Origin of the sequence: Hymenobacter qilianensis, assembly GCF_014638675.1 — a bacterium.
Classification (GTDB): Bacteria; Bacteroidota; Bacteroidia; order Cytophagales; family Hymenobacteraceae; genus Hymenobacter; species Hymenobacter qilianensis.
The window spans coordinates 645,405-671,850 of sequence record NZ_BMFN01000002.1; the positions used below are offsets into that span (position 1 = coordinate 645,405).

A 26,446-nucleotide genomic window follows, 5' to 3' on the forward strand; every position below is an offset into this window, starting at 1 on the left:
GGTCCTTCGTGCCGTACGCTAGATTAAGGATGACAAACGGAGTGGTTAATAAGCTTCGGCTCAGTTCAGGATGACACGTTCAATCATCTATCATACAAACTTTTTATGCTTGATAAAATACCCTTTCCAACGGCGTTACCACCGGCGAGTTATCCGGATTGGTCAGCATCAAATCAGCCATATAAGCCCACCAGCGCTGCATGATTGGCAGCGACGGCAGCTGATCGGCGGTGTGCTCAGGCAGGCGACGCTGCACGGCAAATAGCGTGTCAGTAGCGGGGTTCAGGTAGATAGAATACTCGCGGATGCCGGCTTCGTGCAGGGCCGCAGTCAGTTCGGGCCAGATTTCGTCGTGGCGGCGCTGGTACTCGGCTTGCACGCCGGGGCGCAGCTGCATGGTGAAGGCTATTTCTTCCATAAAAGGCTTACAGTTTTCCTTGGGTGCTTACCCGCCATTGGTCGGTGCGAAAGGGCGAAGCGGGCAAGCCGGCCCCGTTGTATAAATTGGGCATGGGCGACTTACTCCAGCCAAAACGCACGGCCACCGGCTGCTTTACCTGCTCGCTCCACACCACCACCGAGTTGCCCTCAATACGAGCCTGGGCGGGCCGAAACACGCTGTCGGGGCCGGCAATGGTGAACTCGCGCAGATCGCCGTTTTGGGCAACTAGGCCACCGGAAGTATAGTCGAATTGCAGGCGTGCTTTGCCATCTTTCACTTCCATCTTTTTGTAGATAGGCCCCGAATACGGCAGATTTTTCTGCCCGTATTCTTTTGCTAAGGCCCACAGTGCCAATCGGTGCCCCACGACTTGCTTGTTGCGCGGATGAATATCCAGCGAGTCGCCCACGTCGGTAATGACCACCATGCCCGTGTTCGGCACGGTTTGCATACTTAGCAGCTGCGCTTCCCGAATTTCGGGATTCTGCTCCTTGTGGGGGGTTATCTGGACGAAGTAAAACGGCAGATTCGGCTGCTGCCAGTCCTGGCGCCAGTTGGCTATCATGGCCGGAAATAGCTTGCGGTACTGATAGGCCCGCACGGCGTTGCTCTCGCCCTGATACCAGATTACACCCTTGAGCGTGTACGGAATCAGGGGCTTTATCATGCCGTTGTAGAGCTTGTAGGGCGACTTGTTGCTGGTTGCGCTGAGGGGCTCGGCGGGCTTGGGCGTTTTGGTTTGGGGAGAGGCAGCCTGCTCTTGCTTCCAGGCGGTCAGGGCCGCTTCGTAGGCCGGGCGCTGGGTCAGCCCTTCGTCATAGCGGGTGAGGATGGGGCGCAGGTCGGGGTCTTTTTCCAGCACGTCTTTCCGCGTCCACGACTCGGCCGGGGTGCCACCCCAAGAGGAGTGAATCAGGCCCACCGGCACCTTGGTTTTCTCGTGAATTTCCTGGCCAAAAAAGTAGGCCACGGCCGAAAAGCTCCCCACTGTTTCGGGGCTGCACACCACCCAACTCCCCTCCGTATCCATCTGGGGCGTATCGGACACTTTCTGCGGCACCGTAAACATGCGGATGGCCGGATACGTGGCCTTGGGCACCACTTCCGCTTCGTTCACGACGCCCGTCATCCACTTAGATGCCCCTTTAGCCACCGGGAAATTCATGTTCGATTGCCCCGAGCACAGCCACACTTCCCCCAGCAGCACATTGCTGACCGTCAGCTTATTCTTGCCCTGAAAGGTGATGGTGTGTGGTCCGCCGGCTTTATCGGTGGGGATGCGAACCTGCCAGTTGCCCTGGGCATCGGCCGTGACTTTCTGGGGGGCTTTTTGCCAGCTGGCAGTTACCGTTACGGCTTCGCCGGGGTCGGCCCAGCCCCAGAGGGCTACGGTGGTTTTTTGCTGAAGCACCATGTTGTCGGCCATCAAAGCGGGTAGCTTGATGTTGGCCCAAGCAGGGCTGGCCAGTGCAAAAAGCAGCAGAAGCAGTAGGTGGCGCAAAGGAAGCCGGTGAGTCATGCTTGGGGGCTTTTTCTAGATTATTTTAAAGATAAAGGCAGAAGCGGTCATGGATTTACCGCCCTGGGAAGCACCAAATAAGTAGGCGGGCTTACCGTCGCGCAGCAGCAATTGCGGGCGCTCCAAGCGGCCGTAGCGTTTCAGGTTAGACGGAGCGGGCGGCTCCACCACACCGTACTCACGCAGCGGTAAATAGGCAATCTTAGGGAAGTCCCAGCGCTTGCCATCCTCCGATTCGAGGTAAAGGCCGACTTCGTGGTTGTACACGCCCATGTCGCGGGCCAGGAGCCGAAATTTGCCCCCCTGCCGCCACACGAAAGCGTCTTCAAACTGCTTGTTGTGGCCCTGGTTGGAGAAATCAATAACGGGGTTGCCCGTGTACTTCACATAAGGGCCTTCCAGCTTATCGGCCACGGCCAAGCCGTACTTGCGGTTGCCGCGAATGGTGGGGTCTTTGGCCGTGAGGTAGTCCTGGGTATTCCACGATTTGTAGTACAACCAATACTGCCCATTCGGGTGCTTAATGAAAGCTGGATTGGTGGTGCAATGGTCGTCCCAGGCGCCTTCGGCGCCGGGCTCCAGCAAGGGTGCATCTGGTCGTTGCCAAGGACCATTTAATGAGTCAGCCGTGGCGAGGCCAATGCGCTTGGTGTTGGTTTTGCCGTTGCTGTTGCCCATGAAAAACAGGCAGTACTTGTCATCGACAAACTGAATGCTGGGATTGTGACAGGTAGTAGCGTCCCAGAAGCCAGGCCCGCGCGGGGCCAGCACTACGTCCACGAAGGTAAACGGGCCTTCGGGCGAGTCACCGACGGCGTGGGCTATTTCAGAGCTGTTAATCCAGCCACCCATGCCCTTTTTAGCAGGCCACCGCGAGAAAAACACGTGCACTTTCCCATCGGGGTCTTCGATTGGGCTGGTGCACCACACAAAGTAATCGGGCAGCTCCAGGGCGCGGCCCACGGGCTTCAGGTGTTTGCTGAATTTGGAGAGGCTACCCTTGGGATAATCAATCAGCCGGCCCGCAGAAAAGCCCCCCAGCGCCCGTGCTATAGGAGCCAGTGTCAGGGTAGCAAGAAAGGTGCGACGAGTAAGCATATTGGTAACACTGTAGAGACGCAATATTTTTCGTCTCCTCGTTGCTGATGTTGTTTAGTCGCTTATACGCCTGTCATCCTGAGCTTGCGAAGGACCTTATCGAAGAGGCACAGGTTGTTCAACGGTGAGAAGGTCCTTCGCAAGCTCAGGATGACAGATGATTATTGTTCAAAGAGGAGACTCCAACTATTGCGTTTCTACCACCTTACAAACCTGGCGATGCTTTCCCCTGCTGGCCATTCGTGGTCGTGGGCGTCAGGGTCACGGGGCCTAGCAAGCCAGACTCTTTCGGGGTCCATTTCTCAGCTGTGAATAGGCCATCTGCACCACGGTTTTCCTTGAGCTTGCTCGACATATTGATGTTGTAAGCATTCTTATAAGGCACCTTGTTGCGGTCCATGTGGATGATGCGGTTCGCCATGCTATTGCTGACGGTAACTACCAGCTTGTTTGTGGCTTGCATTTTCTCCTTGGGCACAAATACCTGATACGTCGGACCAACCAACGTGCCTAGCTCCTGCCCATTGAGCTGTACGCGGGCGCTTTCCGCCACGCGGCCCAGATCGAGCATAAATCCTTCGCCCGTACCCTGGGGTTTGGCAAATGAAATGGCGTAAGTGGCAGTGCCGGAGAAGTTTTTGACCGCCTCACCGTTCCAGCTGGTCCACGAGCTTAAGTCTTTCACCTGTGCTTTGGCCGGTAACTCTGGTCCACCCGACACAAAGCTCACGTCCCAAGTGCCCTGCACAGGCTGCGAAGCGCCGGTAGCTTTCAGATAAGCATAAGCAGGGCCAGTCAGGGCAGCATCGTTGGTTTCCAGGATGCACGACTCGCCGGGGGCCAATTGTACATACACCTCCGTACCGGCCGACGACGTGCGCGAGGCGGCTAGGCCCAGCTTTTCGGTCATGGGGTTGTACAGGGCCACCGATTTGCCCCCCACGCGCAGCGGCACCCAGGCTTCCACTGGTTTTTCGCCCCAGTTAGCCACGAAGTAGTAGTGCCCTTTATCATGGCGACGACGCACGAACTCTAAGCCCTTATCCACCATCGTTTCGCGCTGCACGCCGGCAGCAGTCAGCGCCTGATCCACATCTTTACCAACCAGCACCGAGCCTTTGCCCACGGTAGCCTTTTGTACACCGCCGCTAGTGGTAAACTTGAGCGTGCCAACCAGCTTTTTGAAAGCAGCACGGCGAGTATCAAGTTTGCCTAAACCGGGTACGTCGGTGGGTAGTTGCTCCTGAAACACGATGGTAGCACCGTTTTGGGCCAGCTTCATGAGCTGCTCCATCGTGGCCAGGGGCATCACCTGAGCGGCCGGAACCAGAATGGTTTGGTAGGCCGAGCCACCGCCGGTTTGCAAGGTTTTGCCTGTGTTTTTTACCTGCTGAATTTGCAGATCGGAAATAAAATCGAAGCCGTAGCCTTTGGCCAGCAATGCTTCGCCGGTAGCTCCTACGGGTATGCCTTTAAAGCCGTGGTCAATGCCGTCGAAGTGCTGAAGCATTACCTTGCCGGGCTTGCCGTAAGAGTCATATATGGGCAAGTACACCAGCACGTCGTTGCTGGGCTGACCGGCCTGCATAAATGACTGCGCGTGCGCCACGTAGCGGTTTAGCTGGGCAAAATCCGTCCAGAACGTGTTATTGGGGTTGAAGTGAACCGCCGCGTAAAACAGCCAGCCCGGCCAGGCCGCAGCCTGGGGTGAGTAGTTAGTGCCGTGGTAAAACGTGTGATTTACGCCCCCCAGCAGCATGCGGTCCATCGCTTTTTTGATGTCGCTGAGCTTGGACAAGAAGTGGTCATTTTCCCACGTCGCCGTCTCCGAAGATGTAAGCTTCTTGCCTGTTACGTGCGCGGCCGAAGAAGCAAATTTGATTCGCAGCAAGTCCTCCCCTTCAATCTCGGGAATATCCGTGACGGCGTACAAATCGAGGATGTTGGCCGGCGAGCCGTGGGCCTGATTACGAATCAGGGCTTTGTGCGTTTTGGCCCAGTCGCTCCAGGTTTTGGTGTAGTTTTCCAGCAGCAGCTCCGACAAGGTTTCACGGTAATCAGTTAGTACGCGCTGGTTCTGATCTTCGCTGGCTTTACCGAACAAAGCAGGCAAATGCTGGCGCAAATCGTAGCCACGGCGCTTCTGAAATTCGGCAAACATCTGGGGCGTCCAGTTGCTCTCGCCCTGGGCGTCGTCTACCTCGTAGGAATCGTTGAAAAAAGCGCGAATACCCGACACGTCTTTGCCTTTGAAGGCATCGTCGAAGCGCTGCAAATAGTGCTGGGTTGCGGTTTGGGAAAAGTGGTCAATTACGTCGCCTTCGCCACCGGGGCCGGCCCGCTCTACCTGCTTGCCGTGCCAGCCCTGAAACACGCCAAACAAGGTCCAGTTGCCGGCGGGCGCAGTCCAGTTCAGCTTGCCGCTGGCATCTACTTTACTGGTCAAATCCACCGTTTGGCCCTTATCCGAATAAGCCATCAGCGCCTGTAGCGGTAGCGGCTTCTCGAACCGAACCTGGTCGAACGCATGGAGCTGCAAATCCTTGTTTTGGGCGACCGGCTCTACCAGCTGCTTGATGTCGATGGGTTGGCCCACCGTGCGTATCATAGGCTTCTGCATGTAGTTGACAGCCTCCTTCAATTGCTCCCCGCCTTTCACAGTATAGGTCTGGTAAGCCACGTACTTACAAGCATCCTCAAGCGTCACCCACGGGCCACCAAACGGCCACCCCGACGCCTGCGCCATATCCACACCCAGCCCTAAGCGCTTCGACTCGGTAAGCGTGTGCGTGAGCATATCCATCCACTTGGGCGACAGGAAATTAACAAACTGGTTTTCCGTGCCTTTCACCCCATAAATAGGCGTAATTTCGGTGCCGCCTAAGCCGGCTTGCTGGTACTGGGTAAGCAAGCGTGTTAAGTCCTGCTCGTTCACGGCGCTGCCCTGCCACCACCAGCGCGTCCATGGTTTGTTTTGCTGGGTGATTTCAGGCCATTTCAAGGCCTGGGCCGATGCAGTATTTTGATGAAGCGCCGCGGCAACCAGTAAGGAAAGAAACAGGGACTTTTTCATGGGGAAAAGAAGAGCAAGAAAGCGTAGCTGGAAGCTGGTGCTAAGAAGAAAGCAACGAAGCCTAAAGAATCTAAGACGAAAACTAGAACTAGCTCCCCTCCTCAGCTGAGGAGGGGTTGGAGGTGGTTGACCGGAGCGGTGTTTTGTTGCTTAAAAAAGGCGGTCATGCAGAGTGGAGCGAAGCATCTCGCGTGCTGATGTAGAATTACTAATCTGCCATCAGCACGCGAGATGCTTCGCTCCGCTCTGCATGACGGCCTTGGGGGGCAATACTGCCGAAACAACATCAGCAACGAGGTCAATCACCCCAGCTTTGGCTTTGCCAAAGCGTCCCCTCCTCAACTGAGGAGGGGAGCTAGTTCTAGTTTCCGGCGCTTACTGACTTTGATTTAATATCATTCATTTTGTAGATCTCGCTGCCGGCCAGCAGGAAGCAGCCGAGGCCGTAGTCCTCGAAGTCGGGTTTGCTGGTGTAGCTCACGGGCTGGCCGTCTTTGGGCTCTTTGCCGGTGCCTTGCACGTAGCCCAGGAAGCCATTGGGGTGCACGCACTCCTTGGCCATGGCGTTCCATGCTTTGGCGATGATGGGCTGGTATTGCTTGGCGTCGAGCAGACCGTTATTGATGCCCCAGGCCATGCCGTAGATGAAAAGGGACGTGCCGGTTAGCTCTTTGCCGCCGAAGTTTGTGGGGTCGTGGAGGCTGACGTTCCAGTAGCCGTCGGGGCGCTGGAGGGCGGGTAGGGCCTTCATCATGTTCATGTACATTTGCTCGTACTCGGCACGGTGGGGGGCATCTTGGGGCAGAATTTCGAGCGTCCGGACCATGGCGGCTACCACCCAGCCGTTGCCGCGGCTCCAGTAGCAATCCTCGCCGTTTGGCTCTTTGTATGGTGGCACAAAGTCCTTGTCGCGCCACCAAAGCTGGTCTTGGGGGTTGTAGAGGCCGTTGGTGCCGTGCACCGTTTTGGAGTAGTTGTAGAGGCGGTACATCTTCTCGTAGTAGGCCGTATCCTTGGTCATCACGCCGAGCTTGGCGTACACGGGCATGGCCATTTGCAGGGCGTCAATCCACCACCAGTCGTCTACCTTCGGGCTGTTCACCATCAGGTCGATGCTGGCTTTAATGTCGCGGATGCGCTCGGGCTTGGGGTCTATTTCGTAGAGCGCAATGTAGGTCTGGCCGGCGGCCTGGTTGTCGGCGTTCCGCGTGGTGATGCCGTTATTCAGGCCCCATTGGTGCTTTTCGCCCCAGTCCACGGCGTAGTCGTAGTACTGCTTCTGCTTATCGATGCCATAGAGTGCCATAAGGCCTTCGTAGTACACGGCCCGCGTCCAGATGTGGCTGGGACGGGTTTTGTTGGTCACGATTTCCTTGCCCGTATCCGGCCACTTCTTCATGAAGTAAGCGTTGGTCTTGCGCAGGGTTTTGAGCACGTCCTTCTGCTTGGGCATTTTCTGGGCCTCAGCCGAAGTTGCCAGACTGGTCAGCAGGCAAGCCGCCACCAATAATTTACAATAAAAAGCCCCCCAGCGCTGCGTCATTGTCATGGTATGTGGTGTCATAAGTGTTAGTGATTTTTGTTGTCGTTCGGGCACGTTTTGCTACGACGCCGCTTTGGCAATTTCTACCGCGTACACCTGCTCCTGGCCCTCAAAGTTGGCGCGGAAAATTATCCACTTGCCATCGGGTGAGAAATGGACGTTCGGCTCGAGCTTGTAGCCGTGGTGCTTCATGTTCACGAGCCGCTCCGATTTGAATTTGTCGCCCTCCGGGCGGAACAGATAAATCCACATGCCGTCGGGCGCTTTGGCTACCTGGCCCGCGTCGCCGCCGTCACCGGCGAATAGCTTCTGATCGGGCGAGATGTTGAAGTGAATCGACCACTCGTTGCGGTCCATCTGGTAGAGCTTTTCCTTGCCGGTTTTCACCTCGGCACCGGCCAGATAGAAGGTCACGCTGCGGGGCTTCTGCAAGTCAAACCACACCGTTTTGCCATCGGGGCTGAAAAACTCGTGGCCGGCAATTTCGCCCTCCACAGTGCGCTTGTGCACCAGCTTGTTCTGCTTGGTTTTGATGTTGATATGCCAGATGCGGTCCACCTTGTGCCAGGGACCTTCGTGGCAATACATGAGCAAATCGGGGTCGGTGGGCGAAAACTGCACATGACCCAGCCAAGTATTCTCCTTGTAGATATCCGTCCGCTTGCCGGTTTTGGCGTCGATGGTGAACAGAATGTGCTCCACCTTGGCATCGTAGATGCGGTTGAAGAAGTCGCTCTTTGCGGGGTATTTGCGCAGGATTTCGCGGGCTTCTTTGCCGCCGAGCGCGCCGGCAATCGTGGTTTCGTTGGCGTTCAGGCTGGTGATATTGCCCGGAAAATCCTTGGGGAACACGTAGATGCGGCGGGTCTTTTTGGTGTCCACGTTGGTGGCGTACACCGTATCCTGGGCTTGGTAGAACACATCTCGACCTTTAGGAGCTACTATTTCGCCGCTCACTTTGGTAAAATAGCGGGTCAGCGGTTCCACCTGCCGCGTTTTCAGGTTTACCAACCGTAGCTGCTTGCCGCGCTCATCGGTGTGGTAATACACCATTTTGTCGCCTTCACCTGCCTTGCCTTTCAGGAAGGGGTTGTTGTGAAAATAGAAGCTGCCGTTGCCACCGTCGGTGGGCGTCAGGCGCATCACTTTGTGGCCCGTGTCCTGGTCTATCCAGTCGGCGGGCATGGGTTTACCGCCGGTTTCCTGCTTGGTTTGGGCCTGCGTACCAGTGGCCAGCAGCAGGCCGGCGCTGAGCAGGAGGTAAAGTCTGGTTGATTTCATAGTCGGGAGAGTGGGAGATTTGGGAGAGAATTCCGAAGTCAGGATTTGGGCGTGCTAGCGCCTGGCACGCGCACGTACTTTTTGAGGTCGCGCAGGGCAATGACTTTGTAGTGATTGTCGTGCAGATAGCGCAGGTATTCCTCAAATAGCGCGGGCGGCGTGGTTACCCAGTCGTGGGCATAATCGGGGACGCCGTGCACGGTGAGCACCACAATTTTGCCCCCCACGGCCTGCTGAATGGCTGTCAGCACGCGCTGCTTGTCGGTGCCGGTAGTGGTGAAGCTGGGGATGAGCAGGGGGTTATCGGTGGCGGGGTCGTAGGGCTTGTCGCCGCCTACGCGGGCAAACTGGTAGCCCTGCTGGGGCAGCACGGTGAAGGCTATCGGGTGCGTATCGTAAGCGGGATAAGCAAATGTGGTTGGCTTAGCAATACCATTGTTGCGGCAGCGGCTTTCAATAGAATCCAGCTCGGCCACCAGTTCCGGCGCGCTCATCTTGTTCACGTGCTTATGTGTGAGCGTGTGGCTCCCGATTTCGAAACCCTGCCGGTGCAAGTCTCCAATCTGAGACCAGCTCATGTACTTGGTTTTGTCGGCGAAATCGGGGCGAAACTCGCAGACGTAGAAAGTGGCGCCGAAGCCGTATTTCCTGAGCAGAGGCGCTACGTAGGTGGCGTGCGTTACGGCCGCATCGTCGAAGGTGAGCACTACCAGCCTGTCGGGCACGGACCGGCGCAGCTGCTGGGCGTGGCTGCTGCCAACACGCAGGCCGAGCGCTACCAGAAGCAGCATTCTAAGTAAGTGAAGCTCTGCGGTATGTACACGAATGGCGTGAAGCATGTGTACAAGAAACACTCTTCCCTTGCCCCAACCCTCCTGTACTCTGGGGTGCAGTGAAATTCATTCGCTGTGAAATGCCCGATACTATAGCCTTTGGGTCTGTAGCTTCTGCGTTCGAAGTGTACCAATGGTTACTGTAGCTAGCACGATGTTACGATATGGCTTTGCGCTTTATTAGCACAGTTATCCTTTATATTGTCATTCTCCCGCTGTCATCCTGAGGCACGAAGGACCTTCTCACTCAGGCACGGATCGTTGTTATGCTAGTCGTTCATCGGTGAAAAGATTCTTCGTGCCTCAGGATGACAGCGGGGGAAATGTGGGTGAATACGGATGATTAGACAATTATATTCACGAGTCAGGGCGCTAAAGCACTTCTAGCCGCTATGCTCGACTAGGCAATAGCGCAAGCAATAGGAGTTGAAAGTATTCCTTAGCCTAGAGCTTGTACCTTAGCAAAGCCGCTGCCTGGTAAGCTGAACAATAGATTGGGCACATCAGCAGACAAGCCGCACGTTGAATATTTAGTAGAATAACAACTCCCGGTGAAGGCAAGGACACGGCCAGTTCTATCACTCATTTTTACCTGTACCCTCAGCCCAGATTATGCATGGCACCGTTCTTATGCTGCTTAAGCGTTACGTTCAAACTCAGTACGACCACAGCACATGGCTCAAGCTCATGGAGCTTTCGGGCCTCGAAAACGTTGAATTCGACCACAAAACAGTATACCCTGACGAGAACATTTATGCCTTGGTAGGTCAGGCTGCCGAGATGACCGGCCTATCGGCGGGCGAATTGCACGAGAAGTTTGGTGAGTACCTGGTGCCTGATCTGATGTTTATGTATCAGAAATACGTGCAGCCCGAGTGGAAAACCCTCGACATGATAGAGCATACCGAGCTTACCATGCACAAACAAGTACGGCGTGAGCACCCCGAAAATAGCCCCCCAGTGCTTAATGTAAAGCGTTTGGGCGAAAACGAACTGATCATCGACTACGTGTCGCCGCGCCGCATGAGTGGGCTAGCTGTGGGCATCGTGCGCGGCCTGGCTACTTACTTCGATGAGGCCGACCGCATCGATGTGATGCCCACCACCAGCCACGACGGCGAGCGGGTGCGCATCCATGTGCGCCGGACCTGAGGGCATTTTGAGGGAAGCGGGGGGCAAAAAGATGGGTCTATTGGACATTTAAAGCCCGGCAGTAATATCTTTTTGCCCTCCACCAACGTTCTAGGGTCCTTGCCGGCCTGAGTGCACTTTTCCGCTAAAGCTTGTACTCTGGTTATTCCTGATCCAAGAACCAACTTCATGTCTATAAAAATCACCACCCGCAGCTTACTTATTGCCCTCTCTATTAGCGTGTTTGGCTGTAGCTCCAACAGCTCCGACCCGGAACCTACGCCTGCGCCAGCTCCTCCCCCTGCCCCGGCGGCTCCTATCACCTACAAAATCACGTATGCCGGCAACAGCCTGCTCTCCGGCTACCTGGGCTTCGTGATTGATACCAAGATCATGGCCGAGGTCAAGAGCCAAGGCGGAGCTGCTTTAGGCGCCGGCACCTCCGAAAATTTTGCGGTAGCCAACTACGTTACCCCGCAGGTGATAGACCAGCTGCCGAAGATTAACGCGGCCTTCGACCCAACCAAGGACGTGAACGTGCTGGTGCTTTGGGAAGGCACCAATCATATTTACTACGGAGCCACGGCCAAGCAAGCCGAAGAGTCGCTGCTTGAAGTGTGCCGCAAGGCGCGCGCCGCGCACCCCGAGTGGAAAATCGTGATGGGCACCTTGTTGCCCCGCTCCGAAGACGACTACCCCGCCACCCAGGAGCGCGACCGTCTGGCCGTAAACGTGGCCCTGCGCGCCGTAAAAGCCAGCGGCAACACGCTGTTCCATGAGCTAGCCGACGTAGCCCAGGACCCGCGCATCGGCCCAGGCGGCACCGAGAAAGACAAAACCTACTACCACGACCTCGTGCATCTCAACGACGCCGGCCAGCAGGTAGTAGCACCCATCTTCGCCAAGTCCATCGTGGCGGTTATCAAGGCAGGCAAGTAATACGATTTCATAAACTAGACCGTCATGCAGAGCGGAGCGAAGCATCTGGCGTGCTGACGAGAGATTAGTAATCAAACGGCACGAGCGAGATGCTTCGCTCCGCTCTGCATGACGGTCTTATGTGAGACGTTTTTATGTGAAAAAGCCCCCCAGACTATCCAATAATCAAACAACCAAACACCTAAACAACGACCTCAACCACCCCCGTTTGCGCTGCGCGAAACCATCCCCTCCTTGTTAAGGAGGGGAGCTTGGACGTGTGTGGCGGCTCAGGACAATGAACGGAAGCCCGATAGCACAATTCAATTTGCATATAAACAACACAATATTCTTTTGTATTATTTCTAATATTAGTATACATTAATAGTTATTATCACCTCAGCTATCTTACCTATGGCGCTCACCGAAGGAAATACAGACAGCATAGAGTTTCCAGTGCCATCCGACGAGTGGCAGCTTTACGTTGATGCATTCAGCGAGACCTCCAAGCGGCTCGAAGACCCGAATCCCTTTACTGCCGCTTTTCAGCTGGAAAATGGTGAGATACTGTACGTTATAAACACCGGCGATTCGATGATTGCCGGCACGGCCACTTACACCGACGTGCCCCATGCAGGCTTTGTGGATCTCATTTATGAGGCCATGCCCCCCAAGTACCAATTCAAAAAGCCCTACGACGTCAACGTTACGGCCCTGCGGGAAGGCAAAATAGTGGAAGCCACGCTTCGGTTCGCCGAATTCAAGTTTAGCAAAGCAGAAGAGCTTACCGAAAGAACAGGCGGCGTTATTCACAATCCGCCTTATTAAAAAAACAGCATGTCAAAATCTCGCACAACCGGCAAAGGCGACTCGGCTCCCGATGAGTCGAACCCTGATGCCCCCACCCCCATTGGCAGCAATCCGGATGAGCCCGTCGACCTCTCCACGCTGGAGGGCGGCGTATTGCACAACCCACCCCAGGCAAAGCAAAGCCAGGAGTCCAGCACTATCGACGAGGAATAGCGCGGCGGCTGTTTGCTAACCGCCTACCAGCCAGCACGCGCATCAACGTATTTACCCTTTGTGCCCGCCAGCATGAAGCATGTAGTAGTCCTGCTTCTTTTGAGCGTTATTCTGCTCCCGCAGCCGGCTCTGGGCCAAACGCCGGCTGCCGCCGACAGCCTGCGCCAGCTGTTGCGCCAGCAGCCCCGCGCCGATACCGTCCGCGTGCAGCGCCTGCTGGCCCTGGCGCACGCGGTGCGTATAGCAGATATGCCCCAGGCCATGCAGCTGAATCGGCAGGCGCTCACGCTGGCCCGCAAGCTGGCCAATACCGACGGCCAGGCTGAGGCGCTGTTGGCCCTGAGCATCCTCTACCGCCGCCAGACCAATTACGACCTGGCCCGCCGCTACGCCCAGCAGGCCCAGAGCTTGTTTGCCAGGCCCAACGACCCGGAAGGACTGGGCAGAACCTGGCTGCAAATGAGCTGGATTGACTTATTACAAGGCAATTATCCGGGCGCCTTGTCTTCTGCCCTGAAAGGCTTGCCCCTGACGGAGAAAAGCGGCGACCTGCTTACCCGCACGCGGCTGCAAATCAATATGGGCAATATCTACAGCCAGCTGGGCGACTACACGGAGGCGCTCTCGACGCTTCGGGCTGCGCTAAAGAACGCCCGGCGCCTCAATGACGAGCAGACGGTATTAATGGCCCTGAATGGATTGGGCACTACCTATCAAACGCTCAAAAACTGGCCGCAGGCTATTGCTTATCACCAGCGTTCCCTTAGCCTCAGCAAAAAGCTGGGCAACGTGGGGGGCGAAATTTCGGATGAAATCAACCTTGCGGAAGTATATGGCCGGCAGGGAAACACAACCCAGGCGCTGGCCCACGGCCTACGGGCTCGCCAGCTGGTGCGCGCCACTCAGGATACGTACAACCTGCCCTCGGTGGAGCTGATGCTGGCCCGGGCCTATCTGCTCGCCAACCAGACCGATAGCGTGCTGGCCCTGGCCCATCATGCCCTGGAGCTTAGCCAGAAATCGGGCAGCAACGTCAATATTTTCATGGCCAGCGAGTTGCTGGCCGACGCCTACGGTCAGCGTCGGGATTTTGAGCAGGCTTACCGCTACCGCAATCTGCAGATAGCCTATGACGATTCGCTCTCCGGGGAAGACATTCAGCGCCGCACCAGCGCCTTGCGCTATGGCTACGAGCTGGACCGCAAAAAGGCGCAGATTGACCTGCTCAGCAAAGACCGCCAGCTCCAGAAGCAGAAAGCTGAGCGCCAACGGCAGAAGTTCGTGGGCCTGCTGGCTGGCATTGCGGGGCTGTTGCTGCTGGCCGGGCTATTGCTGCGCAACGTCTTTTTAAAGCAGCGCGCCAACCGCCAGCTCAAGGAAAAGAACCTGGCCATCGCCGCCCACCGCGACGACCTCGACCAGGCCCTAACGGAGTTGCGCGCCACCCAGGCCCAGCTGGTGCAGCACGAGAAGCTGGCCTCGCTGGGGCAGCTGACGGCGGGCGTGGCCCACGAAATCCAGAACCCGCTGAACTTCATTACCAACTTCTCCGACCTGGGCGTGGAGCTGACGACCGAATTGCAGGAGGAGCTGGCGAAAGAAAAGCTGTCGGAAAGGGGGCGGGCCACGATTGAGGAACTGCTGCACGATCTGTCGCATAACCAGCTGAGCATTCATCAGCACGGCCGCCGCGCCGACCGCATCGTGAAAAGCATGCTGGAGCACTCCAGGGCCAGCAGCGGCCAACCCCAGTCCACCGATCTGAACGTGCTGGCAGAGGAGTGTCTGCGCTTGGCGCACTACAGCTATCAGGCTGCCAACAAGGACTTTAAAGCCACGCTCACCACCGAATTTGCCCCCCAGCTTCCCAGCCTGCAAGTGGTGCCCCAGGATTTGAGCCGGGTGCTGATAAACCTGCTCACCAACGCGTTTTACGCCGTAGCCGAAAAGCGCCGACAGTTGGGCGAAGCGTATCAGCCGGAAATAACCATCCGCACCCAGGAAACCGAAAAGGACGTTCGGATTGTGATTCGCGACAATGGCAACGGCATTCCGGCCGAGGTGCGCCAACGCATTTTCGAGCCCTTCTTTACGACCAAACCCACGGGCGAAGGCACGGGCTTAGGCCTGTCGCTGAGCTATGATATCATCACCAAAGGCCACCGCGGCACGCTGAGCGTAGAAACAAAGGAGGGCGAGTACACGGAGTTTACGATTTGCCTCCCACTAGCCGTCGCCCCACAACGCGCCGCCCGCACCGCCACACCGGAAATGACCAAGGCCGGTGTATAAACTCCTGTAGAGACGCGTATTGGCTGTGCCGACCTTCGGTTCACGTCTCATCGTCGCGGTCGTTGTTTAGGCGAATTATGCGAACGGCGCGATGCCCATCGTTCACCGACTAGACGCGAACCGAAGGTCGGCACAGCCAATACGCGTCTCTACATGGCGCTGGGGGGCTTTTTTACTTGCGTATGCCTTCGATAATGCTGAACGGCGACCTGGTCGGCAGGATGCGGGTCAGCTCTAGGCCGGCCTTCCCGAACAGCTGACGGTACTCCGCTTCGGTCCGCTCGCAGCCGCGCAGGTACAGCAGCATCTGCAGGTCCAGAAACTTGCCGAAGGAAGGCTCGTTGCCTTCGGGCAGCACCATTTCCACCACCAGCACCTTGCCTTCCGGGTTCATCGCCTCGCGGCAGTTATTCAGAATGGTCAGGCTCTGCTCATCGTTCCAGTCGTGGATGATGTGCTTCATGATGTACGCATCGGCCCCTGCCGGCACTGAATCGAAAAAACTGCCCCCCACCCGCTCGCAGCGGTCGGCTACGCCCTGCGATTGTATCAGGTCGGCGGCAGCTTCCACGATGGCCGGCATGTCGTAGAGAATGCCCCGCAGCCGGGGGTATTTTTTCAGAATAGAAGCCAGCAGCAAACCATGTCCGCCGCCTACATCCACGATGGTAGAAAAGGCCGAAAAATCGTAGGCTTCCAGCACGGCGGCGCTGCTAAAGGCGCTGTTGCTGGACATGGCATCGTTGAACACCTTGCCGGCCTTCTCATTCTTCCAGAAATAATCGAAGGACGAGGTACCAAATACCTTGTCGAAGGCCGGCTCGCCGGTTTGCACGCTGTAGAGCAGCTCGGCCCAGGTTTGGTACTGAAAGTCGTTGGTCATCAGGGTTACGAAGGACCGCAGGCTGCCGGGCACGTCGCTCAGCAGCGACTCGGCCGGCGGCGTCAGGCGAAAACGCTTGTCTTCGTCTTCGGAGAATACGCCCACGCTGGCACAGGCCCGCAGCACCCGATACAGGGAGCGCTCGTGCGTGCTGGTAAGGCGGGACAGCTCGCCGGCGCTCTTGGGGCCGTCCTGCAGCAGATCGGCAATACCCAGCTCGGCGGCAACCCCTATAGCGCGGGAGGGCGCAAACCCAAACATAACCTGCATGAGCTGAAGGGAAGGAGGTAGCTCTTGCGACATAGATAGTTTACTTAAAGCATATCAGATAGTTAAGCGCAGTTTATAGTTTACTGGAAGGCTATAGCTCGAATTTGCCCCCCCAGAACGCTACTCTAATATATTCTATTTATTCTATTTATTCTATTTATTCTATTTATTCTATTTATTCTATTTATTCTATTTATTCTATTTATTCTATTTATTCTATTTATTCTATTTATTCTATTTATTCTATTCTTATTTATAAAGCTTTAGTCGCAATTTTTGCCCGTACGTTCTCGTACAAGCTTCATTATTTATAGGAAAACCAACGTTTGAATCACCTCCACCAGATCAGTAAACCCTCACTTTATCTACCACTACTATGAACAAACGTGATTTTTTGCAGCGCGGTCTGCTGCTGGCCATTAGCGGCCTGGTAAGCCCCGCCCTGCTGGCCCGCGCCCGCGACGAAAAGTTTCTGGCCGAAGCCCGCGCCACGCCCATGGCCGATGGCCCTTTCACGCTGCCCGCGCTGCCTTACGCCTTCAATGCCCTGGAGCCCCACATCGACGCGCGCACCATGGAGATTCACCATGATGCCCACCACAAAACCTACGTGTCGAAGCTCAACGAAGCCGTGGTGGGCAAACCCCAGGAAAAGCAGTCGTTGGCCGAGCTGCTGGCCTCCGCCAGTAAGCAGCCCGACGCCGTGCGCAACAATGCCGGCGGCCACTGGAATCACTCTATGTTCTGGCAGATACTCGCCGCTAAAGGTGGCGGGCAGCCCACGGGCAATCTGGCTACTGACCTAACCAAGACTTTCGGCTCCTACGAGAAGTTTCAGGAGGAATTTGCCAAAGCGGCCACGGGGCGCTTCGGCTCAGGCTGGGCGTGGCTGAGCGTAGATAAGGCTGGCAAGCTGTTCATCTCCTCCACGCCCAACCAGGACAACCCCTTGATGGATTTACCGGGTATTCAGCGCGGCACGCCCATCCTGGGCCTCGATGTGTGGGAGCACGCCTACTACCTGAAGTACCAGAACAAGCGCCCCGATTACGTGAAGGCCTTCTGGAATGCAGTGAACTGGTCGGCAGTAGGGCAGCGCTACGACGCTGCCCGCAAGAGCTAGACCCTAGAACACAGCGTAAGACCTCCTTGGATTTACAAACACGAGGCGGTCATGCAGAGCAGCGCGAAGCATCTCGCTCGCGGTAGTGAGGTTAGAAATCCAGCGTCAGCACGCGAGATGCTTCGCGCTGCTCTGCATGACCGCCTTATTTATTACTCTAAGACTCAGTCATCTGCTTTTCGTTCTTTGCTACGGCTTGTAGTGAATGTCGATAAACGCCAGCAGAGCCGTTTTAAACAGCTCAATTTCCTCCGGCGTGTTGTAAGGCGCCAGGCCGATGCGGAGCCAGCCGCCCAGCTCGTTTACTTGCAGCTTATCGGCCATGGTGGAAGCGTAAAAATGGCCGTGCGCTATGCACATATTGTAGTTATCGGCAAACCATGCCGCGGCATCCCGGGAGTTCACGCCGTCGAGCGTAAAGGCCAGGGTGGGCGTTTTGCGGGTGTCGGTCGGGGCGCGGTACAAGCGTACGGGGGGCAAATTTTGCAGAAATTCTTCCAGCATGAGCGCCTGCTCTACTTCCTGTTTCTCAATGGCTTCCATGGCCGTGCGCAGGCGCTGTTTGCGCGTGGCGCCCGTGCCCAGAGTTTGAATAAAATCCAGCGCGCCCAGCAGGCCGGCAATGGCTTCGTGGTTTTGGGTGCCGGTTTCCAGCTTATCGGGAATGTGGGCGGGCGCGGGGGCCAATTTGTAGACGGGCAGTTGCTCAAACAACGCCGCCGACACGACCGCAATGCCCAGGTGCGGCCCGAAGAATTTGTAAGCCGAGCAAAACAGAATATCGGCCCCCAGCGCCTGAAAGTCAATCGGCAGGTGCGGCGCGGCGTGCACGGCATCCAGCACGACGAGGGCATTTACCGCCTTGGCCCGCCGAATTATGTCCTCTACCGGCGTCACGGTGCCCGTCACGTTCGACGACATACTCACGGCCACGAGCTTGGTGCGGGTCGTTAGCAGCTTGTCGAGCTGGTTTAGTTCGAGGGTGAAGGTTTCGGGGTTTACGGGGATGAACTTCACCACCGCGCCCCGGTCTTTGGCCAGGGTCACCCACGGATCGACGTTGGCGCGGTGGTCGATTTCGGTGACGAGTATTTCGTCGCCGGGCTGAATAAAGCCCCCCAGACTGCGGGCAATGGCGAAGGCCAGCGAGGTCATGTTTTGCCCGAAGGCCACTTCCTGGGGCTGGCAGTTGAGAAAGTCGGCCATGCCGCGCCGGCCTTCTTCCAGCAGCTCATCGGTGGCTTGGCTGGTCCCGAACATGCCGTGCAGGTTGGCCATGCCGCCGCTGATGTAGTTTACCATCGCGTCCAGGGCCTGCTGGGCCATCTGGGTGCCGCCGGGGCCATCGAAAAAGATATAAGGCTTGTGCTGAGAGCTGGGGCGAAGGGCCGGAAAATGGGCGCGAATGGAATCGACTGGCAGAGTTGTAAGCGACATGCGAAGAGGGTGGAATGAGGGGAGGCTGCAGATTGCTCGTAAGGTATAAAGCGGCGGGAACATGCGCTAGCCTACGCAAAAAAGCCCCCAGGTCGTCATGCAGAGCGGCAGCGACGCATCTCGCTCGCGGTGGTGAGATTACTAATCAGACATCAGCACGCGAGATGCGTCGCTGCGCTCTGCATGACGGCCTGGGGGGCTTTCTAATGTTCCGTGCTACTTTTAGAAACAACAGTCACATACGCTGCGCTAAAGGTCATGGCAATTACCGCAAAACCGTAGCGTAGTCCTGTCGCTCCTGTACATTTACCGACCACTCCACCCGTCCACTTCCTGTTCCGATGCGCCCTCTATTTACTCTGTTCCTTCTTTTCTCCTGCTTAGCGGCTCAAGCGCAGGCATTCAAACCCGAAGAAATTGCGCGCTGGCAGCGGCAAGCCAAGCAAGTAAATATCATCCGCGACCAGTGGGGCGTGCCGCACATCTATGGCAAAACTGACGCGGATGCCGTGTTCGGCCTGCTCTACGCCCAGTGCGAGGACGACTTCGCCCGCGTGGAGGAAAACTACCTCACCAACATCGGGCGCTTAGCAGAAGTAGAGGGCGAAACGGCTTTGTATAGTGATTTGCGCGCTAACCTCTTTTTGGACAGCACCCAGGCCATCAATATCTATAAAAAAAGCCCCCCATGGATGAAGGAGCTGCTGAATGCCTTCGCCGACGGCACCAACTATTACCTCTACACTCACCCCACCGTCAAGCCTAAGCTGCTCACGCGCTACCAGCCCTGGATGCCGCTTATGTTCAGCGAGGGCAGCATTGGTGGCAATATCAGCGTGGTGCCGCTGGAGCGTTTGAAAGCCTTTTATAGCCAGAAAAAATCAACTTCCTGGCAGCACCCTGATTTTGAGAAGCAAGACCGTGAACCCGTCGGCTCCAATGGATTTGCTATTGCTCCGGCCAAAAGTGCCAGCGGCCACGCCCTGCTGCTAATTAATCCGCACACGTCCTTCTACTTCCGGCCCGAAGTGCAGATGGTAAGCGAAGCCGGCCTGAATGCCTACGGTGCCGTTACGTGGGGGCAGTTTTTTGTATATCAGGGATTTAATCAGAACTGCGGCTGGATGCACACCTCCAGCCAGGCCGACTCCATGGATGAGTACCTGGAAACCATTGAGGAGAAAAATGGCAAGCTGTATTACAAGGTTGGCAAGAAGCGGCGCCCGGTGCAGGTCAAAAAGGTGTCGCTGGCTTATAAGCAGGGCAACCAGGTGCTGCGCAAGGAGTTCACTACTTACCGCACCCACCACGGCCCGGTCGTGGGTCAGCAGGCCGACAACCAATGGGTGACGGTGCGCATGATGGATACGCCGCTGGAAGCGCTGGAGCAGTCGTACCTGCGCACCAAAGCCACTGACTACGCCAGCTTCAACGAGGTGATGAAGCTCAACGGCAACGCCACCAACAACACCGTTTTCGCCGATAGCAAGGGCAATATCGCCTACTGGCACGGCAACTTCATGCCCATCCGCGACCCCCAGTTCGACTGGAGCCGCCCCGTTGATGGCAGCAATCCGCAAACTGAGTGGAAAGGCTTACACAAGGTAAACGAGCTAGTGCAGGTGCTCAACCCTGCCAGTGGCTGGATTCAAAACTGCAACTCCACCCCGTTTACCGTATCCGGCCCCAGCAGCCCGGCCAAGGATAAGTATGCCGCCTACATGGCTCCCGACGCGGAAAACTACCGCGGCATCAATGCCGTGCGCGTGCTCAGCCGCCGGAAACTATACACGCTCGACACGCTCATTGCCGCCGCCAATGACCCATATCTGGCAGGGTTCGAGGAGTTAATTCCGGCCCTGGTAGCCGCTTATCAAACCCCGGCCGGCAAGGCCAGCACTGCCTCGAAGGCGGTGCCGGAAGCCATAGAGGTGCTGCGTACCTGGGACAAGAAATACGGCAAGACCTCCGTCGGGCAAACGCTGGCTATCTATTGGGCCGAGCGCATCCAGAAGCTAGCCCGCACCCGCGCCCTCCCCGACCAGCGCCTCGACAACCTGACCTTCACCGCCTTAGTCATTGAAAAAACGACGCCCCAGGAGAAGGTAGTCGCCCTGGCCGAAACCCTCGACGAGCTGACCCGCGACTTCGGCACCTGGAAAATGCCCTGGGGCGAAGTAAACCGCTTCCAACGCCTCACCGGCCAAATTCAGGAAGTGTACGATGACAGCAAGCCGAGCATTCCAGTGGCTTTCACCTCCTCGGCCTGGGGCTCCTTGGCCGCTTTCGGCGCGCGGGCCCAAACCGGCACCAAAAAGCGCTACGGCAACGTCGGCAACAGCTTCGTGGCTGTGGTAGAGTTCGGGCCGCGCATCAAGGCGCGCTCGGTGCTGGCGGGGGGTGAAAACAGCGACCCCAACTCGCCCCACTTCACCGACCAAGCGACGATGTACGCGGAGCAGCGGTTCAAAGACGTGCTGTTTTATCCCGAAGATGTTCGCAAGAATGCCAAGAAGACCTATCACCCCGGCGAGTAGGCATTGCAGACGCAAGAACGATGTAGAGACACATACTTGTGTCTTCTTATTGAACGACCAGCACCACGCAGTTTTACTGTAGAAACAACATTCGCAACGACGAGACACAAGTATGTGTCTCTACACCCTGTAAAACAGCGAGGCCGCGCCGTCAATAATCAGACGGCGCGGCCTCGCTGTTTTACTCCGGCTGGTTAATCAATCATAACATTGGCACCCGTCAAAGCCACGTTGGCTTGCAATACTTGCTTCGCGGCCAGCGCCGATTTCAGCGGCTGTCCGCCACCCACGAAAACCTGCACTTGGCCGGCCTGTTCCATGCGCTCGGCTTTGTCATTCAGCAAGGATAACTGCCGGGGAGTGAGCGTGAACTGAATCGTCTTTTTCTCGCCGGCTTTGAGGTTTATCCGCTGAAAGCCTTCGAGCGCGTGCAGTGCCACGCGTCCTTTGGCATTGGGGTGTTTTACGTAAAGCTGTACTACCTCGTCGCCGGCGCGCTTGCCGGTGTTTTGCACTTCTACGCTTACCGTTACGGGTTGGCCGGTGGGGGCACTGGGGGGCATTTTTAGGGCGCTGTACTTGAAGGTGGTGTAGCTCAGGCCGTGGCCGAACGGATACAGCGGCGTGTCGCGGAAGTAACGGTAGGTGCGGCCTTCCATGTCGTAGTTATCGAAGGCGGGCAGCTGCTTTTCTGATTTGTAGAACGTGACGGGAAGGCGGCCGGCGGGGTTGTAGTCGCCGAACAGCACATCGGCCAGGGCAGTGCCGGTGGCTTGGCCGCCGTACCAAGTGTTGATGATGGCGGGAATGTTGGCGGCTTCCCACGGCACACCCAGGGCGCTGCCGGTCATCATAGCAAATACCACCGGCTTGCCTGATGACTTCAGCACCTTCAGCAGTTCGGTCTGTACTTTGGGCAGGGCAATACTGGTGCGGTCGCCGCCGCTGAAGCCTTCCACATCTACCTTCATTTCCTCACCTTCCAGACGGGGAGAAATGCCCCCCACGAAAATAATCGCGTCGGCGTTGCGCACTTGAGCCAGAATGTTCTTGGCGTTCATGGGTACAATGTGGGCACCGGCAAACTTGAGAATGGTACGGCGGTCGGCCTGAAAGTATTCGAGCCTGATTTCCATCTTTTGACCCGCCACTACTTTCTGTTTGTGCTGGGTGGTTGATACGCCGCGGCTTTTCCAGTTGTCGAGCACCAGCTTATTGTCGATGAACAAGCGGTAGCCGTCGTCGCCGGTGATTTGGAAAGCCAGCTCTTCCGACTTTTCCGGGGTAAACGTAGTGGTGTAGCGGGCCGAGAAGTTCTCGGCCGGCAAGCCCGGCACCACTTCAATCTTTACGTTGGCCAGATAGCGGTCGAGGCCGGCTTCCTGGGTAGTAACTATAGGCTGACCTTGCAGCTCGGTGCCTTTGAAGTACTCAGCCTTAAAGCCGGGCTGGCCGTTGCTGGTCAGGTTTTTATTGATGTCGAAGGTTTCATACACGATATTGCTGGCGTAGTCAACTCCCTGGATGAAAGTTACTTCGGTGCCTTTGCCCACCTTAGCCCGAATGCCTTCGAGCGGGGTTACATTATCGGTCGGGAAGCCGTTATAGTTGCCGAGCTGCACGGCGTCATTGTCGGCGTTGGGGCCGAGCACAACTAGCTTCTTGATGTCTTTGCGAAGCGGCAGCGTGTTCTTGTCGTTTTTCAAGAGCACCAACGATTCGTGCGCCATTTGCAGGGCATGGGCCTGGTGGGGGGCACTTTCCACCACGCTCATCGGAATCTGGGCGTACTTCACGCGCTCCGTGGGGTCGAACATGCCCAGCTGAAAGCGAATCTTATACAGGCGCTTCACCGACACGTCCAACTGCTGCTCGGTGATGAGCTTGCGCTGCACCGATTCGAGCAGAGAGTTATAAGTAAAGAGCTTGCCGGTGGCGCATTCGAGGTCTGTGCCGTGGAGCACGGCGTTGGCAGCAGCGGTGGCCGCGTCGGGGTCGGTTTTGTGGTTTTGCCAGAAGTCGTTGATGCCGTCGCAGTCGGAGGTGACGTAGCCTGTGAACTTCCACTTATCGTAGAGAATCTCGTTCATGAGCTTGTCGCTGCCGCAGCAGGGCTGCCCGGCGTAGGCGTTATAAGCGCACATCACGCTGGCCACTTTCGCATCTACAATCAGGTCGCGGAAAGCTGGCAAATACGTGTCCCACAAGTCGTAGTCGCTGATTTTAGCATCGAATACGTGGCGCAATTGCTCGGGGCCGCTGTGCACGGCAAAGTGCTTGGCGCAGGCCGTTACTTTCAGATACTTCGGGTCGTCGCCCTGAAAGCCTTTTACCAAAGCCGAACCCAGCTGCCCGGTCAGGTACGGATCTTCGCCGTAGGTTTCCTGCCCCCGCCCCCAGCGCGGGTCGCGGAAGATGTTAATGTTAGGCGTCCAGAACGTGAGACCCTGATAGATGCCCCGCTCGCCACGGCGGGCGTACTCGTGGTGCACAGCACGGGCTTCGTCGGAGGTGATGGTGGCCATTTTGAGCATGGCCTCGGTGTTGAACGTGGCCGCCAAGCCGATGGCCTGCGGAAACACCGTTGTTTTCATGCTCGTGCGGGCTACGCCGTGCAGGGCTTCGTTCCACCAGTTGTAAGCCGGAATGCCCAGTCGGTCGATGGCGGGCGAGGCGTTCAGCATCTGACTCACTTTTTCCTCCAGCGTCAGGCGACCGACCAGGTCATCTACCCGCTGATCAACGGGCAGATCGGGATTGCGAAACGGGAAGTCTTCGGGCTTGCTGGGGGGCATTTCCTGAGCAGTAGCGGAGGCTGGAACAGTAGCAGTTTGCTGGCTTCCTTTATTGCACCCAGCAAGGGCTACCAGCGATACAACGATTAAGAGTTTCTTCATCCTGAAGGTGGGGTTGGGTGAAACGATGGTCAGCGGTGGCTACTCCGGGTCGCTGACGACGCATAGTACATGGGCAAGGGCGCGTGACTGTAAGTGTTCGGTTCAGGCTGGTTTCAATCACAAAGACCCGCATCTAAAGTAGGCGGCTTACCACCCACGACCAGCGATTTTAAGCCAAATCTGCGCTGTAGCGCAAGAAATAATCTATGTAAACGATTGTGATAGTATTTCTTACCGATATAAGTGCCTTCGTAACTCAGCCCTTTGCCCGCCTCTCTACGTTTATCTAGCTTCGAACCCAAGACGCAGATCTTACCTCACCCCAACCTTATACTACTCTAGAAAAGCAAAATCATGGCAGGAAAACTCAATGGAAAAGTAGCTCTCATTACGGGTGCAAGTGCCGGCATCGGCGAAGCCTGCGCGCGGGCTTTGGCCGCCGAAGGAGCCAATTTGGTATTGACCGCCCGGCGCGACGAGCGGCTGGAATCACTAGCCGCGGAACTGCGCCAATTGGGCGTGGAAGTAACGTTTGTAGCCGGCGACGCCCGCGACGAAGAAACTGCCCGCCGCACCGTGCAAGCCGCCACCGACTCGTTTGGCCGCCTCGACATCCTGATCAACAACGCCGGCGCTGGCAACTATAAAAACCTAGTTGACACGAGCGCCGACGAATACGACGAGCTCATGGACACGAACATGCGCACGACTTTCCTCTTCACCCGCCACGCCGTGCCCGTGATGCAAAGCCAGAAATCCGGCACCATTCTCATGCTCTCGTCGATGGCGGGCGTGTATGGTTTTGCGGGCGAAGCGGTGTACTGCGCCACCAAGTTTGCTCAGGTTGGCTTTGCTCAGGCCCTGGATAAAGAGCTGCGGCCCGACGGCATCAAAGTAGGCGCTATCTGCCCCGGCGGCGTCAAAACGGAGTTTGCCCTGGGCAAAGGCCGCACCGAAGACAAAGTAGCCCAGTCGGGGATGCTGGAGCCCGAGGACGTGGCCGGCGCTGTGCTGCTGGCCTGCACGCAGTCGTCGAACTCGCGCATCATCGAGATTCAGATGCGCACCATGGACGAGGCGCTGACGTAAGCCTTGGCTTTACAACTAAATCATAAAAAAGCCCCCCAGCAGATACCTGGGGGGCTTTTTTGGTTCTTACGAAGCTATAAAACCTGCACTGTAGAAATCAGAACGATGTAGAGACGCAACACTTTGCGTCTCGTCGTTGCTGATGTTTTTAACAGTGCAGTATGGGTCGTTCAACGACGAGACGCAAAGTGTTGCGTCTCTACATCGTTCAACCCGCTTCTTAAGTAGCTAATGCGGGCTGCCGCAGCAATTGATACAGGCTGGCTATATGGCTGAACAGCACCACCGGCACAATAAACGCGGGCAGCCACACAAATGGAAAGCGCAGCACTCCCACATTTGGCTGCTCAAAAGCTAGCCGCTGAAGCGGAGTGGGGGCCGAGAGCAAAGCCAGCGTTACAATGATGCCAAGCAATACCAAGGCAGCTATATTCCAGGCAATTAGCCCTCCCCTACCCAACCGCTTATTGCGCCACAAACTTGCCACCACCGGAGCCGTCAGGCCCGAGAGAACATCGAAGTTGCGGCCGGAAAACGTCATCAGCTCGGGCACCAGATGAGCGGCTGCCAGTCCGTATAAGCCGATTTCCACGCCTATCCGCACTACGCTGATGGCAGCCAGATCGGCAAGGGGCAGGCGGGCCATCCAGCGGCGGCCTTGCGGGGAAATAACGATGGCCAGAATCACGGCTAGGGCCGGAAAAAGTGCGCCCAGCGCCAAGCGGGGCGGCAGCGCGTCCAAATCGGTTTGATAAAAGCCCCCCAGCGCCAAGCCGGCCTGCGCGGTAAGCCACAGGCCAACGATCAGCCAGTAATAGTTGACTGAGCTGCCAGCGCGTTGAATCGCCTGCGCCATCAGCCACGCGGTAAAAGAAGTACAGGCCACAAACAGCACGCTAAGCCAGGCGGGCGCTGGTGCGTTCAAGTAGTCCAGATTGACAGTAGGCATGAAAAGCAGGTGTTAGTAGTGGCTTACTAGATAATAATATAGCCATAATTGAATAAAAGTACTAGCGCGTCTTTTCGCATCCTTACCTGCCAGGAATGCGCGCTAATT

Annotated in this window: 19 protein-coding genes; 8 read left to right on the forward strand and 11 right to left on the reverse strand. The window is 56.7% G+C overall.

The genetic code is table 11. From position 1 onward, the window contains the following. Window positions 1-103: 103 nt before the first annotated feature. The 7 genes from rhaM to IEW06_RS10505 form a co-directional block, all read right to left on the reverse strand. The gene (gene rhaM / locus IEW06_RS10475) at window positions 104-418 is read right to left on the reverse strand and encodes an L-rhamnose mutarotase (RefSeq protein WP_187732488.1); all 315 of its coding nucleotides are present in this window, start codon (window positions 416-418) and stop codon (window positions 104-106) included. A 7-nt stretch (window positions 419-425) separates the two neighbouring features. Further along, window positions 426-1,961, reverse strand: a complete 1,536-nt coding sequence (locus IEW06_RS10480) for a sialate O-acetylesterase (RefSeq protein WP_188548238.1) — start codon at window positions 1,959-1,961, stop codon at window positions 426-428. A 15-nt stretch (window positions 1,962-1,976) separates the two neighbouring features. After that, complete coding sequence (locus IEW06_RS10485; RefSeq protein ID WP_187732489.1) at window positions 1,977-3,059, reverse strand: glycoside hydrolase family protein; 1,083 nt, start codon at window positions 3,057-3,059, stop codon at window positions 1,977-1,979. A gap of 205 nt (window positions 3,060-3,264) precedes the next feature. Further along, window positions 3,265-6,132 (reverse strand): glycosyl hydrolase, encoded by a 2,868-nt coding sequence (locus IEW06_RS10490; protein WP_188548239.1) that lies wholly within the window; start codon window positions 6,130-6,132, stop codon window positions 3,265-3,267. Between the two features lie 361 nt (window positions 6,133-6,493). Beyond that, window positions 6,494-7,585 (reverse strand): glycoside hydrolase family 88/105 protein, encoded by a 1,092-nt coding sequence (locus IEW06_RS10495; RefSeq protein ID WP_229743130.1) that lies wholly within the window; start codon window positions 7,583-7,585, stop codon window positions 6,494-6,496. Between the two features lie 150 nt (window positions 7,586-7,735). Continuing rightward, on the reverse strand, window positions 7,736-8,956 hold the full coding sequence (locus IEW06_RS10500; RefSeq protein WP_187732490.1) for an oligogalacturonate lyase family protein: 1,221 nt from the start codon (window positions 8,954-8,956) through the stop codon (window positions 7,736-7,738). 38 nt (window positions 8,957-8,994) lie between these two features. After that, entirely contained in the window at window positions 8,995-9,747 is a 753-nt protein-coding gene (locus tag IEW06_RS10505; RefSeq protein WP_187732491.1) for a polysaccharide deacetylase family protein, read from the reverse strand. Window positions 9,748-10,401: 654 nt separating this feature from the next. Here IEW06_RS10505 and IEW06_RS10510 point away from each other — a divergent pair. The 5 genes from IEW06_RS10510 to IEW06_RS10530 all read left to right on the forward strand — a co-directional run bounded on the left by IEW06_RS10510 (window position 10,402) and on the right by IEW06_RS10530 (window position 15,153). Continuing rightward, window positions 10,402-10,941, forward strand: a complete 540-nt coding sequence (locus IEW06_RS10510) for a heme NO-binding domain-containing protein (RefSeq protein ID WP_188548240.1) — start codon at window positions 10,402-10,404, stop codon at window positions 10,939-10,941. A gap of 168 nt (window positions 10,942-11,109) precedes the next feature. Continuing rightward, a complete protein-coding gene (locus IEW06_RS10515; protein WP_187732494.1) occupies window positions 11,110-11,859 on the forward strand; it encodes an SGNH/GDSL hydrolase family protein in 750 nt (249 codons plus the stop codon). Between the two features lie 393 nt (window positions 11,860-12,252). Continuing rightward, a complete protein-coding gene (locus IEW06_RS10520; RefSeq protein ID WP_188548241.1) occupies window positions 12,253-12,666 on the forward strand; it encodes a hypothetical protein in 414 nt (137 codons plus the stop codon). A 9-nt stretch (window positions 12,667-12,675) separates the two neighbouring features. Next, window positions 12,676-12,861 carry a hypothetical protein gene (locus IEW06_RS10525; RefSeq protein WP_187732496.1) on the forward strand — a complete coding sequence of 62 codons (186 nt, stop codon included), beginning with the start codon at window positions 12,676-12,678 and terminating at the stop codon, window positions 12,859-12,861. A gap of 72 nt (window positions 12,862-12,933) precedes the next feature. Beyond that, window positions 12,934-15,153, forward strand: coding sequence for a tetratricopeptide repeat protein (locus IEW06_RS10530; protein WP_188548242.1), 2,220 nt, complete (start codon window positions 12,934-12,936; stop codon window positions 15,151-15,153). A 172-nt stretch (window positions 15,154-15,325) separates the two neighbouring features. Here IEW06_RS10530 and IEW06_RS10535 read toward each other — a convergent pair whose 3' ends face one another. Beyond that, on the reverse strand, window positions 15,326-16,339 hold the full coding sequence (locus IEW06_RS10535) for a methyltransferase (RefSeq protein ID WP_188548243.1): 1,014 nt from the start codon (window positions 16,337-16,339) through the stop codon (window positions 15,326-15,328). Window positions 16,340-16,682: 343 nt separating this feature from the next. Between IEW06_RS10535 and IEW06_RS10540 the strand changes: the two genes are divergently transcribed. Next, window positions 16,683-17,429 carry a superoxide dismutase gene (locus tag IEW06_RS10540; protein WP_187732498.1) on the forward strand — a complete coding sequence of 249 codons (747 nt, stop codon included), beginning with the start codon at window positions 16,683-16,685 and terminating at the stop codon, window positions 17,427-17,429. A 189-nt stretch (window positions 17,430-17,618) separates the two neighbouring features. Here the strand turns inward: IEW06_RS10540 and IEW06_RS10545 are convergent, their stop codons facing one another. Next, window positions 17,619-18,866, reverse strand: coding sequence for a cysteine desulfurase-like protein (locus IEW06_RS10545; protein WP_188548244.1), 1,248 nt, complete (start codon window positions 18,864-18,866; stop codon window positions 17,619-17,621). A gap of 341 nt (window positions 18,867-19,207) precedes the next feature. On the opposite strand from IEW06_RS10545, the gene IEW06_RS10550 reads away from it, so the two are divergent. Beyond that, the gene (locus IEW06_RS10550; protein ID WP_188548245.1) at window positions 19,208-21,403 is read left to right on the forward strand and encodes a penicillin acylase family protein; all 2,196 of its coding nucleotides are present in this window, start codon (window positions 19,208-19,210) and stop codon (window positions 21,401-21,403) included. A 194-nt stretch (window positions 21,404-21,597) separates the two neighbouring features. On the opposite strand, the gene IEW06_RS10555 is transcribed toward IEW06_RS10550, so the two are convergent. Further along, the gene (locus tag IEW06_RS10555; protein WP_188548246.1) at window positions 21,598-24,300 is read right to left on the reverse strand and encodes a glycoside hydrolase family 3 C-terminal domain-containing protein; all 2,703 of its coding nucleotides are present in this window, start codon (window positions 24,298-24,300) and stop codon (window positions 21,598-21,600) included. Between the two features lie 354 nt (window positions 24,301-24,654). Between IEW06_RS10555 and IEW06_RS10560 the strand changes: the two genes are divergently transcribed. Next, window positions 24,655-25,389, forward strand: a complete 735-nt coding sequence (locus IEW06_RS10560) for an SDR family oxidoreductase (RefSeq protein WP_187732500.1) — start codon at window positions 24,655-24,657, stop codon at window positions 25,387-25,389. Between the two features lie 220 nt (window positions 25,390-25,609). Here IEW06_RS10560 and IEW06_RS10565 read toward each other — a convergent pair whose 3' ends face one another. Beyond that, window positions 25,610-26,338 (reverse strand): DUF8737 domain-containing protein, encoded by a 729-nt coding sequence (locus IEW06_RS10565; protein ID WP_188548247.1) that lies wholly within the window; start codon window positions 26,336-26,338, stop codon window positions 25,610-25,612. Between the last annotated feature and the right edge of the window lie 108 nt (window positions 26,339-26,446).

Excerpts from the sequence above, each read along its gene's own strand:
- rhaM (WP_187732488.1), bottom strand. The coding sequence starts at position 418 with ATGGAAGAAATAGCCTTCACCATGCAGCTGCGCCCCGGCGTGCAAGCC.
- IEW06_RS10480 (WP_188548238.1), bottom strand. The coding sequence starts at position 1,961 with ATGACTCACCGGCTTCCTTTGCGCCACCTACTGCTTCTGCTGCTTTTT.
- IEW06_RS10485 (WP_187732489.1), bottom strand. The coding sequence starts at position 3,059 with ATGCTTACTCGTCGCACCTTTCTTGCTACCCTGACACTGGCTCCTATA.
- IEW06_RS10490 (WP_188548239.1), bottom strand. The coding sequence starts at position 6,132 with ATGAAAAAGTCCCTGTTTCTTTCCTTACTGGTTGCCGCGGCGCTTCAT.
- IEW06_RS10495 (WP_229743130.1), bottom strand. The coding sequence starts at position 7,585 with ATGCCCAAGCAGAAGGACGTGCTCAAAACCCTGCGCAAGACCAACGCT.
- IEW06_RS10500 (WP_187732490.1), bottom strand. The coding sequence starts at position 8,956 with ATGAAATCAACCAGACTTTACCTCCTGCTCAGCGCCGGCCTGCTGCTG.
- IEW06_RS10505 (WP_187732491.1), bottom strand. The coding sequence starts at position 9,747 with ATGCTGCTTCTGGTAGCGCTCGGCCTGCGTGTTGGCAGCAGCCACGCC.
- IEW06_RS10510 (WP_188548240.1), top strand. The coding sequence starts at position 10,402 with ATGCATGGCACCGTTCTTATGCTGCTTAAGCGTTACGTTCAAACTCAG.
- IEW06_RS10515 (WP_187732494.1), top strand. The coding sequence starts at position 11,110 with ATGTCTATAAAAATCACCACCCGCAGCTTACTTATTGCCCTCTCTATT.
- IEW06_RS10520 (WP_188548241.1), top strand. The coding sequence starts at position 12,253 with ATGGCGCTCACCGAAGGAAATACAGACAGCATAGAGTTTCCAGTGCCA.
- IEW06_RS10525 (WP_187732496.1), top strand. The coding sequence starts at position 12,676 with ATGTCAAAATCTCGCACAACCGGCAAAGGCGACTCGGCTCCCGATGAG.
- IEW06_RS10530 (WP_188548242.1), top strand. The coding sequence starts at position 12,934 with ATGAAGCATGTAGTAGTCCTGCTTCTTTTGAGCGTTATTCTGCTCCCG.
- IEW06_RS10535 (WP_188548243.1), bottom strand. The coding sequence starts at position 16,339 with ATGTCGCAAGAGCTACCTCCTTCCCTTCAGCTCATGCAGGTTATGTTT.
- IEW06_RS10540 (WP_187732498.1), top strand. The coding sequence starts at position 16,683 with ATGAACAAACGTGATTTTTTGCAGCGCGGTCTGCTGCTGGCCATTAGC.
- IEW06_RS10545 (WP_188548244.1), bottom strand. The coding sequence starts at position 18,866 with ATGTCGCTTACAACTCTGCCAGTCGATTCCATTCGCGCCCATTTTCCG.
- IEW06_RS10550 (WP_188548245.1), top strand. The coding sequence starts at position 19,208 with ATGCGCCCTCTATTTACTCTGTTCCTTCTTTTCTCCTGCTTAGCGGCT.
- IEW06_RS10555 (WP_188548246.1), bottom strand. The coding sequence starts at position 24,300 with ATGAAGAAACTCTTAATCGTTGTATCGCTGGTAGCCCTTGCTGGGTGC.
- IEW06_RS10560 (WP_187732500.1), top strand. The coding sequence starts at position 24,655 with ATGGCAGGAAAACTCAATGGAAAAGTAGCTCTCATTACGGGTGCAAGT.
- IEW06_RS10565 (WP_188548247.1), bottom strand. The coding sequence starts at position 26,338 with ATGCCTACTGTCAATCTGGACTACTTGAACGCACCAGCGCCCGCCTGG.